Annotated in this window: 10 protein-coding genes; 3 read left to right on the top strand and 7 right to left on the bottom strand. The window is 71.7% G+C overall.

Annotated elements, in window-relative coordinates:
* Together VF825_RS11750 and VF825_RS11745 are read left to right on the top strand one after the other, a co-directional pair.
* On the top strand, positions 1-954 hold a 954-nt coding region (locus VF825_RS11750), incomplete at its 5' end, for a hypothetical protein (RefSeq protein WP_331113453.1).
* A 150-nt stretch (positions 955-1104) separates the two neighbouring features.
* Positions 1105-1293, top strand: coding sequence for a hypothetical protein (locus VF825_RS11745; protein WP_331113451.1), 189 nt, complete (start codon positions 1105-1107; stop codon positions 1291-1293).
* 93 nt (positions 1294-1386) lie between these two features.
* On the opposite strand, the gene VF825_RS11740 is transcribed toward VF825_RS11745, so the two are convergent.
* Positions 1387-3369 (bottom strand): TIGR03960 family B12-binding radical SAM protein, encoded by a 1983-nt coding sequence (locus tag VF825_RS11740; RefSeq protein WP_331113449.1) that lies wholly within the window; start codon positions 3367-3369, stop codon positions 1387-1389.
* Between the two features lie 83 nt (positions 3370-3452).
* Between VF825_RS11740 and VF825_RS11735 the strand changes: the two genes are divergently transcribed.
* On the top strand, positions 3453-4289 hold the full coding sequence (locus VF825_RS11735) for an SGNH/GDSL hydrolase family protein (protein WP_331113447.1): 837 nt from the start codon (positions 3453-3455) through the stop codon (positions 4287-4289).
* A gap of 24 nt (positions 4290-4313) precedes the next feature.
* Here VF825_RS11735 and VF825_RS11730 read toward each other — a convergent pair whose 3' ends face one another.
* The 6 genes from VF825_RS11730 to infB all read right to left on the bottom strand — a co-directional run.
* Positions 4314-5495 (bottom strand): alpha/beta hydrolase, encoded by a 1182-nt coding sequence (locus tag VF825_RS11730; RefSeq protein WP_331113445.1) that lies wholly within the window; start codon positions 5493-5495, stop codon positions 4314-4316.
* Positions 5496-5595: 100 nt separating this feature from the next.
* Entirely contained in the window at positions 5596-7443 is a 1848-nt protein-coding gene (locus tag VF825_RS11725; RefSeq protein ID WP_331113443.1) for a long-chain fatty acid--CoA ligase, read from the bottom strand.
* A 183-nt stretch (positions 7444-7626) separates the two neighbouring features.
* Positions 7627-8586, bottom strand: coding sequence for a bifunctional riboflavin kinase/FAD synthetase (locus VF825_RS11720; RefSeq protein ID WP_331113441.1), 960 nt, complete (start codon positions 8584-8586; stop codon positions 7627-7629).
* A gap of 9 nt (positions 8587-8595) precedes the next feature.
* A complete protein-coding gene (gene truB, locus VF825_RS11715; protein ID WP_331113440.1) occupies positions 8596-9501 on the bottom strand; it encodes a tRNA pseudouridine(55) synthase TruB in 906 nt (301 codons plus the stop codon).
* Positions 9498-9977 (bottom strand): 30S ribosome-binding factor RbfA, encoded by a 480-nt coding sequence (gene rbfA, locus VF825_RS11710; protein ID WP_331113438.1) that lies wholly within the window; start codon positions 9975-9977, stop codon positions 9498-9500. The genes truB and rbfA overlap by 4 nt, the downstream gene beginning before the upstream one ends.
* Before the next feature lie 148 nt (positions 9978-10125).
* On the bottom strand, positions 10126-12240 hold a 2115-nt coding region (infB, locus tag VF825_RS11705), incomplete at its 5' end, for a translation initiation factor IF-2 (RefSeq protein ID WP_331113436.1).

Below are 12240 nucleotides of genomic sequence, written 5' to 3'. Positions count from 1 at the left end.
ACCGCCACCGCGCTGACCACGCTCGCCGCCGGGCTGGCCACCGGCGTGGCGCCGTCCCAGGCGGCCCTGGCCGCCCCCTCCGTGGCCGCCGCGCCGGCCGCCACCACCGGCACCTCGGCCCGGATCCTGTTCGACGACGGCCACGCCGAGACCGCCGGCAACGCCGACTGGATCATCTCGACCTCGATCCCGAACCCGTTCAACCAGGACGCCTCCCCCAGCTCCGAGACCGACTGGACCGGGGCGATCTCCTCGTGGGGCGTGTCGCTGGCGCAGTACCCGACCTACTACCCCACGCTGCGCACGACCACCAGCGCCCTCACCTACGGGACGACCAGCAGCCTGGACCTGAGGAACTTCGACGAGCTGGTCATCCCCGAGCCCAACACCGCGTTCACCGCCGCCGAGCGCACCGCGATCATGCAGTTCGTGCAGAACGGCGGCGGCCTGTTCCTCATCGTCGACCACGACCAGAGCGACCGGAACAACGACGGCGTCGACAGCGTGGACATCGCCAACCAGCTGTTCAGCAGCAACGGCGTGGACAACACCAACCCGTTCGGGATCACGGTCGACTACAAGAACTACTCCAGCGAGAACGAGACCAACATCCCGACGGCCGCGAAGACGCACCCGGTCATCGACGGTCCCTGGGGCACAGTAACCGGCAGCATTTTGCGCGGCGGCACCACCTTCACCATCTCGACCAGCAGCAACCCCAACGCCCAGTGCCTGCTCTACCGCAACGCCGTGTCCAACACCGGCTCGACGGGCTGCTTCTTTGCGGTGTCCCAGTTCGGCTCCGGCCGGGTGGCGCTGTGGGGCGACTCCTCCCCGGTCGACGACGGGACCGGCCAGAGCGGCAACACCCTGTATGACGGGTGGAACGACCCGGCCGGCACCGACGCCGAGCTGGCGCTGAACGCCACGGACTGGCTCTCGCACCTGTCCTGACCGGTCGACCGTCGTCGGGGCGGTCTCGGCGGGTTGTCGCGTCCGAACGCCCGCGAGGTAGGTCGAGCGTGCACCGCTGACACGAGTTGTGGCCCGCACGCAACCATCCGGGTGGCATCGTCGTCCATGGGGTGACCGCACGGTGCGGTCGTGTCAGGAGGGGTCGTCATGATGTGGGTCTTCTTCGGGGTCGCTGCCCTGTTCCTCGTCCTCGCCGTGGTGCTCCGCGGCAACCGGCCGGGCTCCCGGGACGACATCGGGTCCGACGTCATCGACTACGACTACCAGGCACGCCGTGGGGGTGGCGTCGGTCCCGGCGGCGGCTTCGGCGGGCTCTGAGCCGACCCGACAGCGGACGCCGGAGACGACACGAGGCCGCCCGCACCCCCAGGGGTGCGGGCGGCCTTCGCGTGTGCCGGTACGCCGGGTGGCTCAGTGGGTCTCGAGCAGCTGGTCCCGGCCGGAGTTGAGCACGGTCAACGGCAGCAGGCTCTTGCCGGTGGGCCCGATCTCGATCTCGGTGCCCATCTGGGGGCAGACGCCGCAGTCGAAGCACGGGGTCCAGCGGCAGTCCTCGACCTCGGTCTCGGACAGGGCGTCCTGCCAGTCCTCCCAGAGCCAGTCCTTGTCCAGGCCGGAGTCCAGGTGGTCCCAGGGCAGCACCTCGGCCTGGTCCCGCTCACGGGTGGTGAACCACGCGACGTCGACCGGCTCGTCCGCCAGCGCCTCGGCGGCGCACCGCATCCAGCGCTCGAAGGAGAAGTGCTCGCTCCAGCCGTCGAAGCGCCCGCCGTCACGCCACACGGCCTCGATGACCTTGCCGACGCGGCGGTCTCCGCGGGAGAGCAGTCCCTCGACGATGCCCGGCTCGCCGTCGTGGTAGCGGAAGCCGATCGAGGAGCCGTAGCGCTTGTCGGAGCGGATCGCCTCGCGCAGCTTGGTCAGGCGGGCGTCGGTCTCCTCGGCGCCGAGCTGGCCACACCACTGGAAGGGCGTGTGCGGCTTGGGCACGAACCCGCCGATCGAGACGGTGCAGCGGATGTCGCGGCGACCGCTGACCCGCCGGCCGGTCTCGATGACCTTCTTGGCCAGCTCGGCGATCTGCAGCACGTCCTCGTCGGTCTCGGTCGGCAGGCCGCACATGAAGTACAGCTTCACCTGCCGCCAGCCGGCGCCGTAGGCCGCGGCCACCGTGTTGATGAGGTCCTCCTCGGACACCATCTTGTTGATGACCTTGCGGATCCGCTCGGACCCGCCCTCGGGCGCGAAGGTCAGCCCGGAGCGCCGGCCGTTGCGGGTCAGCTCGTTGGCCAGGTCGATGTTGAACGCGTCGACCCGGGTGGACGGCAGCGACAGCCCGGTCTGGGTGCCCTCGTAGCGGTCGGCCAGGCCCTTGGTCAGGTCCGCGATCTCGGAGTGGTCCGCGCTCGAGAGCGAGAGGAGGCCGACCTCCTCGAACCCCGTCGCCGCCAGGCCGCGTTCGACCATCTCGCCGATGCCGGTGATGCTTCGCTCCCGCACGGGGCGCGTGATCATGCCGGCCTGGCAGAAGCGGCAGCCGCGCGTGCAGCCGCGGAAGATCTCCACGGACATGCGCTCGTGCACGGACTCGGCCAGCGGCACGAGCGGCTGCTTGGGGTAGGGCCACGCGTCGAGGTCCATCACCGTGTGCTTGGCGACCCGCCACGGCACGCCCTGCGCGGCGGGCGCGACCCGCTTGATCCGCCCGTCGGCCAGGTAGTCGACGTCGTAGAACGCCGGCACGTAGACGCCACCGGTGCGCGCCAGGCGCAGCAGCAGCTCGGAACGGCCGCCGGGACGGCCCTGCGCCTTCCACGCGGTGATGAGGTCGGTGATCTCCAGGACGGCCTGCTCGCCGTCGCCGATCACGGCCGCGTCGATGAAGTCGGCGATCGGCTCGGGGTTGAACGCCGCGTGGCCACCGGCCAGCACCAGCGGGTCGTCGTCGCCGCGGTCACGCGCGTGCAGCGGGATGCCGGCGAGGTCCAGCGCGGTGAGCATGTTCGTGTAGCCGAGCTCGGTGGAGAAGGACATCCCGAGCACGTCGAAGTCCCGCACGCTGCGGTGGCCGTCGACGGTGAACTGGGGCAGCCCCGCGGACCGCAGCCGGGCCTCCATGTCGGGCCACACGGCATACGTGCGCTCGGCGAGCGCGTCCGGGCGCTCGTTGAGCACTTCGTACAGGATCATGACGCCCTGGTTGGGCACGCCGACCTCGTAGGCGTCGGGGTACATCAGGGCCCACCGCGCGGTGAGCTCCTCCCCGCCGGGACCGAACCCTGCGCAGTTCCAGTCCTTGACGGTGGAGTTCAGCTCACCGCCGACGTACTGGATCGGCTTGCTCACCTGCTCCAGCAACGGCTCCAGGGCAGCAAAAAGGGACTCGCCAGGCATGGGCTCAAGGGTAACCCGCGCCGCACCGTGCCCTCGAACGCGGAAGCGGCCACGCGCTCAGGTTGGCGGCGTACGGTGCGCGCGTGCCCTCCGCGTCAACGCCCCGCCCCCGCCACGGCCCACTGCGCCGGCTGGGCCTGCTGGCCGCAGCCGCCGCGGCCGTCGTCGCCACCGTGCTGGTGACCGCCGGCGGCACCGGCGACGCGCACCCACCCGTCCTGCCCGGGTCGCCGGGCTCGTCGGGACCGCCGGCACCGCCGGTACGCGTGGTGGGTATCGGTGACTCCGTCACGGCCGGCACCGCCTGCGACTGCACCGACTTCGTGCGCCTGTACGCCCAAGGCCTGACCTCCCACGGCACACCCGCGACGGCCAGCAACCTGGGAGTCGGCGGGATGACGGCGGCCGGGCTGCTGGACGCCGTCCGTCGCCCCGGCCCCCTGCGGGACGGGGTGGCGGGCGCCGACGTGCTGCTGGTGACCATCGGGGCCAACGACCTCATGCCCCAACTGCAGCAGTGGGCCCACGGCGGCTGCCCGGCGAGCTGCTGGGCTCCCTCGGTGCGCCGGGTCGCGGACACGGTCGCCGAGCTGGTCCGCACCGCCCGCCAGCTGCGCGGCGCCCCCGGGGAACGGGTGCTGGTCACCGGCTACTGGAACGTCTTCGACGACGGCGACGAGGCCGCGGCGGCGCGGGGCACGGCATACCTGGCCTGGAGCGACGGCCTCTCGCGCGCGCTCAACGTGGCGCTGTGCGACGCCGCCCGGGGCAACGGGGCGACCTGCGTGGACCTCTACACCCCGTTCAAGGGCGACGGCAGCCGCAACCCCACGCCGTTGCTGGCCTCGGACGGGGACCACCCGAACGCCGCAGGGCACCGGCTCATCGCCGGTGCCCTGCTCGCCGCGTCGGGCCGCTGATCGACGCAGTGTCCAGGTGGCGGCCTACCCGGTCGCGGAGAGGTGCCGGGACAGCCAGTCGAGCGCCTGCGGCAGCTGGGCGCCCCAGGTCGCGAAGTTGTGCCCTCCGGTGGCCTCGATCAGCGAGTCCACCTGCATCGGCGGCCGCGCCGCGGCCAGGAACGCGCGCGTGGCGGCGTAGCCGGTGACGGGACCTCGCTCCTGCCGGGACATGGTCAGCAGCAGCGACACCGGCGGCGCGGGCAGGTGCGTCACCCGCCACTGGAGGTCGTTCTGCTCGCGGACCACCTCGGAGCCGCCCCACAGCTCCCCGGTGGTGGCGTCGTGCAGGGTGGCGAAGTAGCCCGACAGGGACACCGCGGAGGTGAACACGTCGGAGTGGGTCATCGCCAGCTTGACCGCGCAGTAGCCGCCGGTGGAGTCGCCGACGGCTCCCCAGCCCAGCGGTCGCACCCGCGCCAGCGTCCGGACCGCGGCCGGCACGTCCTGGGCCAGGTAGGTCAGCGCCTGCGGGCCGGCCGGGACGTCGGTGCACTCGGTGTCCCGCGGGGGCGCGACGGTGGGCCGGAGCATGACCAGCACCATCGGGCGTGCCCGCGCTGCCTGGATCTCCTGCAGCAGCACCCCGGGGTAGTGGAGCCGGGCGACCAGCGCCTGCTCGTGGCCGGGGTAGCCCGTCATGACCTCTGCGGCCGGGAACGTGCTGTGGGCGTAGCCGGGCTGGAAGTACTGCGGCGGCAGGTAGACGATCGCCGGCTCCCGCAGCGCGGACCTCGGCCCGGCGAGCGTGACGGTCTCCAGCCGCCCGCGGGTGGCCCACTGCGCCGGGCCGGCCCACGTGCTGTCGACCCGGACCCGCGCCGTCGTGACGCCGAGCGCCACGGCCGGGGACGTCGCCACGGCGTTGGCGGCCACCCCAGTGCGGCCGCCGGCGGCGGCAGTGGCCGCGTCGTGGACCACCCGGCCGTTGGTGCTCGAGGCGCCGAACAGGTCGGACCAGGAGGCGTAGAAGTAGCCCCAGTCGTTGACCCCGACCGCGAGCAGCAGCACCGCGCTGACCTGGCAGAGCATGATGCTGACCAGCCGCTGCAGCGTCCGCACGGCCCGGGGCCCGCGCCACCGTGGCCACAGCAGCACGGTGGCGGCCGGCAGCCCCACCGCGAGGACGGCGAGCAGCACCAGTAGCGGCGCCCCCAGCAGCGACATCGGGGATCCTCCTCGCGGCGGCCCCCCTGCGGGTCCGTCTCAGCACCGTGAGTGTGCAGTCGCCGGCTGGGAGAAGGCTGGACGTCGGCCGTGAGGCGTGTCAGGCGCGGTAGAGCTCGTCGAGGTCGGGGCGGAAGCGGTCCTCCACCACGCGCCGGCGCAGCTTCATGCTGGGGGTCAGCTCGCCCTCCTCGATGGAGAGGTCACGCGGCAGGATGATGAAGTTCTTGATCGTCTCCCAGCGGTTGAGCCGGCTGTTGAGCTCGTCGACGTGACCCTGCACCATCGCCCGGCACTCCGGCGAGGTCACCATCTCGCGGTAGAGCTTGCCGGCCATGCCGTGCTCGACGCCCCACTCGGTGATGGCGTCGTAGTCGAGGGTGATCAAAGCGGTGACGAAGTGCCGGCCCTCGCCGTAGACCATGAACTGGCTGACGTAGGGGCAGATCCCCTTGAACATGGCCTCGATCGCCGACGGCGCGACGTTCTTGCCCTGGGAGGTCTTGAACAGGTCCTTCTTGCGGTCGGTGATCCGCAGGAAGCCGTGCTCGTCGATGCTGCCGATGTCGCCGGTGTGCAGCCACCCGCCCATGTCCAGGGCCTCCTCGGTGGCCTCCGGCTGGTTGAGGTAGCCCTGCATGACGCCCGGCCCCTTGATGAGCACCTCGCCGTCGTCGGCAATGCACACCTGCGTCCCCGGGACCGGCCAGCCGACGGTGCCCGGGATGTAGGAGCCGGGGCGGTTGACGAACGACGCGGCGCTGGTCTCGGACAGGCCGTAACCCTCGAGCACGGGCATGCCCACGGCGTCGAACCAGCGGGCGATCTCGGGGTCGAGCGCGGCCGAGCCGGAGATGAAGAAGCGCACCCGGCCGCCGAAGCGGTCCCGGATCTTGTGCAGCACCAGCTTGTCGGCGATGGCGTGGCGGGCGGCGAGCATGCCGTGCGGCCGCTCCCCGCGCTGGCGCAGCTCTGCCACCTGCCGACCCACGCCGATCGCCCAGCTGAAGAGCCGGGCCTTCTCCCCGCCCTCTCCGGCGACCATCGTGGTGATCTTGCCGTAGGCCTTCTCGAAGATCCGTGGCGCGGCGCCCATGAACGTCGGCTGCACGTCGGGCATGTTGTCCACGATCCGGTTGACCCGGCCGTCGACCGCGGTCGCGAAGCCGACCTGCAGCGGCAGCACGAGCAGCATCTTGCCGAAGACGTGCGCCAGCGGCAGCCACAGGTACTGCACGTCGTCCTCGCCCAGGATCCCGAGGGAGTCGATGCCGGCCACCGTGTAGGTCCACGAGTCGTGCGTCAGGCGCACGCCCTTGGGCTTGCCGGTGGTGCCGGAGGTGTAGATCACCGTGGCGAGGTTCTGTGGCCGGATCCGGGCGATGCGCCTGTCGACCGCGTCCGGCTCGGCGGACAGCAGCCGCCGGCCCAGGGCCTCGAGGTCGGCCCAGGTCATCACCCAGCCGTCGTCGCCGTAGGCCTTGCCGTCGATGACGATGACGTGCTCGACCCAGGGCAGCTCGTCGCGGTGCTCGCGCAGCTTGACCACCTGCGTGACGTCCTCGGCGATGACGATGCGGCTCTGGGAGTCGCGGACGATGAAGGCGCTGTCGCGCGCCGCGGTGGTCGGGTAGAGCGTCGTCGTGGCGGCACCGGCGAGCATGACGGCCAGGTCGGCCAGCACCCACTCGATCCGGGTGGTCGAGGCGACCGCGACCCGGTCCTCGGGCTCGATCCCCAGCGCGATCAGCCCGGCCGCGAGCACGTCGACCTGGGCCGAGACCGCCTCCCAGGTGATGGACTGCCACCGGTCTCCGTCGACGTAGCGGAACGCCTCGCCGTAGGGGCTGGCCTTGACCCGGTCCCGGAACAGGTGCGCCACCGTGGGGGCACGGTCCTGGATCACGGCGTGGTTGACCTGCTCGTCCTTCGCCGACGGTCTGCCCATGCGGTGGCACCTCCGGGTGGTGTGCCGCCTCCATCCGGAGGCGGGATCGACAGCTCCGCGCCCGGTAGGGGCGACCGGGCCGACCCGGAATCCTCCCAGCGTCTGGTCGGCGAGTAAAGACCCCGACAAAACTGGACAAGTCGGACATACCGAACCGTGACCTGAGGTATGCCGTCCCGTCGCCTACGAGGGGACGATGGAGGTGAGCACCTCGCGGCAACGGTCCACGTCGCGGGCCATCTGCTCCAGCAGCTCCTCCACCGAGTCGAACCGCTCGGTCGGGCGCAGCCGCTCGACCAGCTCGACCCCCACCTGCTCGCCGTAGAGGTCGAGGTCGGTGCGGTCCAGCGCGTAGGCCTCGACCCGGCGCTGGTGCCCGTCGAAGGTCGGGTTGGTGCCGATCGAGACTGCCGCCGGCAGCACCCGGTCCGCGTCCTCCTGGGGCAGGTCCAGGCGCAGCAGCCACCCGGCATACACCCCGTCGGCGGGGACCAGCCCGCCCATCTCCTGGGAGAGGTTCGCGGTGGGGTAGCCCAGCTCGCGGCCCCGGTGGTCGCCGTGGACGACCGTGCCGGTGATCCGGTGCGGGCGGCCGAGGATCTCTGCGGCGGCGGCGACGTCGCCGGTGGCCACGAGCTCGCGGACCTGGCTGGAGGACCAGCGGCTGTCGCCGCCGAGGTCCTTGAGCACGACCACGTCGAAGCCGTGCTTCTCCCCCAGGGCGCGCAGCGTCGAGACGTCGCCGGAGTTGCGCACGCCGAAGCGGGTGTCCTCCCCCACGACGACCGCAGTCGCGCCGAGCGCCTCGACGAAGACCTCCTCGACGTAGCGCTCGGGGGTCCACCCGGCGAGCTCGGCGGTGAACTCCTGCACCAGGACGGCGTCGAGGCCGCTGCCCTCGAGCAGGTCGAGGCGCAGCCCCAGCGGGGTGATGGTGCGCGGCGCCTGGTCGGGACGCAGCACCGCGACCGGGTGGGGGTCGAAGGTGACCGCCACCGCCTGGGCCCCGCGCTCGCGCGCCTGCTCGATCACGGTGGCGAGGACCGCGCGGTGGCCGCGGTGCACGCCGTCGAAGTTGCCCAGCGTCACCACGCTCGGGCCAAAGCCCTCAGGGATCTGGGTCAGGTCGGTCCATCGCAGCACGCGGACACTCTACGGAACGGGGAACACCACGTGGGTGCGGGCCAGCATGCCCCGCTCGTCGAGCATGGCCACCAGGTGCCCGTCCGGCGCGAAGGCCGCCACCGGGTCCTCCCGCAGTGGCTTGCGCGAGGGGATGCGCTGGCCGTGACCGACCATGCGCGTCTCGTCCTCGGTCAGCTCCCGCACGTCGAAGGACGCGCGCGCCGCGTCCGCCAGGGACACCACGGGTATGCCGTCCGCCTCCGCCGCGGCCTCGAGCTCGGGCAGGCTGTGGGCCGCCGCGAGGTCGAACCGCCCGACGCGGGTGCGTCGCAGCGCCGTGAGGTGGCCGCCGACGCCGAGGGCGGCACCGAGGTCGCGGGCCAGCGCGCGGACGTAGGTGCCCGAGGACACCTCGACCTCGACGTCGAGGTCGAGCACCGGGTGCCCGTCCGCGCTGACGTGGCGCCGGTCGAGCACGTCGAAGCGGGCCACCGTGACCCGCCGCGCGCGAAGGGCGACGTCCTCCCCCGCCCGCACCCGCGCATACGAGCGCTTGCCGTCGACCTTGATGGCGCTGACCGCGCTGGGCACCTGGTCGATCTCACCGGTGAGGGCGGCGACGGCCTTGTCGACCGCCTCGTCGGTGACCCCGGACGCGTCGGCGCGTGCGGTCACCTCACCCTCGGCGTCGTCGGTGACGGTGTCCTGGCCGAGCCGGATCGTGGCCGTGTAGGTCTTGTCGCAGCCGACCAGGAAGGTCAGCAGCTTGGTGGCGCGCTCGACCCCGAGGACGAGCACGCCCGTGGCCATCGGGTCCAGCGTGCCGGCGTGGCCGACCCGGCGGGTGCCGCACAGGCGACGCGCCCGCGCCACCACGTCGTGGCTGGTCCACCCGGCCGGCTTGTCGACGATCAGCAGGCCTTCGGGGCTCACGCGCGCCGGGCCTCCCGGTCGTCCTCGTCCAGGTCGTCGAGGTCGTCGTCCTCGTCCTCCCGCGGCTTGCGGTAGGGGTCGGCCTCGCCCGCGGGGACCGCGCCGGCAGCGCTCGCGGCCACGGCGGCGTCCCGCTCGCGCGCCTCCTTGAGCAGGTCCTCGAGGTGGGCGGCGTTCTCGGGGATCGCGTCGGCGAAGAACTCCAGCGTCGGGGTCAGCCGGATGCCGATCTGCTTGCCGACGAAGGAACGCAGCTTGCCCTTGGCCGCCTCGAGCGCCACCGCCGTCTCGGCGCGCTCCTCGTCGGAGCCGAAGACCGTGTAGAACACCGAGGCGTGCTGCAGGTCGTTGGTGACCCGCACGTCGGTGATCGTGACGAACCCCAGGCGGGGGTCCTTGACGCGGTACTCGAGGTTCTCGGCGATCAGGACCTTGATGCGGTCTGCGATCTTCCTGGCGCGTGCCGGATCAGCCATGCGTCTTACCTTCCTACAAATCAGGGACCGGGTCACGTCGGGTGAGCATGCGGCTCCGCGGTGAGCCCGGAGGGGGCTGGGTGAGCCCGGAGACAAGGGTGAGCGGCGGCTTGTGTCTGCAAGCCGCCGCCCACCTCAGGCGAGGTCACTACGCGCGGGGCTTCTCCCGCATCTCGTAGGTCTCGATGACGTCGCCGATCTTGATGTCGTTGAAGCTACCGAGGTTGATACCGCACTCGTAGCCCTCGCGGACCTCGGTGACGTCGTCCTTGAACCGACGCAGACCGGTGATCTCGAGGTTCTCCGTGACGACGACGCCGTCGCGGGTGAGCCGGGCCCTGGTGCCGCGCTTGATCTCGCCGGAGCGGACCAGCGAGCCGGCCACGTTGCCGAACTTGCTCGAGCGGAACACCTCGCGCACCTCGGCCGTGCCGAGCTGGGCCTCCTCGAACTCCGGCTTGAGCATGCCCTTCAGGGCCGCCTCGATCTCCTCGATGGCCTGGTAGATCACCGAGTAGTAGCGGATCTCGACACCCTCACGCTCGGCCACATCCGCGTTCTGGCCCTCGGCCCGCACGTTGAAGCCGATGATGATGGCGTCGGAGGCCATCGCCAGGTTGATGTTGTTGAGCGTGATCGCACCGACGCCGCGGTCGATGATGCGCAGGTCGACCTCGTCGCCCACGTCGATCTGGAGCAGGGCGTCCTCGAGCGCCTCGACCGAACCCGACACGTCACCCTTGAGGATGAGGTTGAGGGTCTCGACCTTGCCGGCTGCGAGGGCCTCGTTGAGGTCCTCGAGGCTGATGCGCTTGCGGGCCTTGGCCAGGGAGGCCTGACGGTCGGCCGCCTCGCGCTTCTCGGCGATCTGGCGGGCCGTGCGGTCGTCCGGGGCCACCACGAAGGTGTCACCGGCGCGCGGCACGGAGGACAGACCGAGCACCTGGACCGGACGGGACGGACCCGCCTCGTCGATGTTCTTGCCGTGCTCGTCGAGCATGGCGCGAACGCGGCCGTAGGCACTGCCGGTGACGATGGCGTCGCCGACGCGCAGCGTGCCGGCCTGGACCAGCACGGTGGCGGTGGCGCCACGGCCCCGGTCGAGGTTGGCCTCGATCGCGACACCACGGGCGTCGCGGTCGGGGTTGGCCCGCAGGTCGAGCGCCGCGTCGGCGGTCAGCAGGACCGCCTCGAGCAGGCCGTCGATGTTCTGGCCGGCCTTGGCCGACACGTCGACGAACATCGTGTCGCCGCCGTACTCCTCGGCGATGAGGTTGTACTCGGTCAGCTGCTGGCGCACCTTCGAGGGGTTCGCACCCTCGACGTCGATCTTGTTGACCGCGACCACGATCGGCACGTCGGCCGCCTGGGCGTGGTTGAGCGCCTCGATGGTCTGCGGCATCACGCCGTCGTCGGCAGCGACGACGAGGATCGCGATGTCGGTGACCTTGGCACCACGGGCACGCATGGCCGTGAAGGCCTCGTGACCCGGGGTGTCGATGAAGGTGATGGCGCGGTCGACGCCCTCGTGCTCCTTGTGCACCTGGTAGGCACCGATGTGCTGGGTGATGCCACCGGCCTCACCTGCGGCGACGTCCTCGTTGCGGATGGCGTCGAGCAGGCGGGTCTTACCGTGGTCGACGTGGCCCATGACGGTCACGACCGGCGGACGGGGCGCGAGGTCCTCGTCGTCCTCGGACGCGATACCGGTCTCGAGGTCGATGTTGAAGGAGTCGAAGAGCTCCTTCTCCTCCTCCTCGGGGGAGACGACCTGCACGTCGTAGCCGAGCTCGGCACCGAGCAGCTTGAAGGTGTCCTCGTCGAGGGACTGGGTCGCCGTGGCCATCTCACCGAGGTGGAACAGCACGGTCACCAGGCTCGCCGGGTTGGCGTTGATCTTGTCCGCGAAGTCGGTCAGCGACGAGCCGCGACGCACGCGCACGACGGTCTTGCCGTCACCACGGGGGACGCTGACGCCACCGATGGTGGGCGCCTGCATCTGCTCGAACTCCTGGCGCTTCGCGCGCTTGGACTTGCGGCCACGGACCGGACGGCCACCACCGCGACCGAACGCACCGGCGGTCGCGCCGCGACCACCGGGGCCACCACGGCCACCGCCACCGGGACGACCGGCGAAGCCGCCGCCACCGCCACCGGGACCACCGCCACCGGGACGACCGCCGAAGCCGCCGCCACCGGGGCGACCACCCGGGCGTGCGGGTCGCTCACCGGGGCGACCGACCGCAGCGCGGTCGGGCATCAT

Source organism: Oryzihumus sp. (assembly GCF_036391795.1).
Classification (GTDB): Bacteria; Actinomycetota; Actinomycetes; order Actinomycetales; family Dermatophilaceae; genus Oryzihumus.
This window is presented reverse-complemented; position numbering and strand designations above follow the sequence as displayed.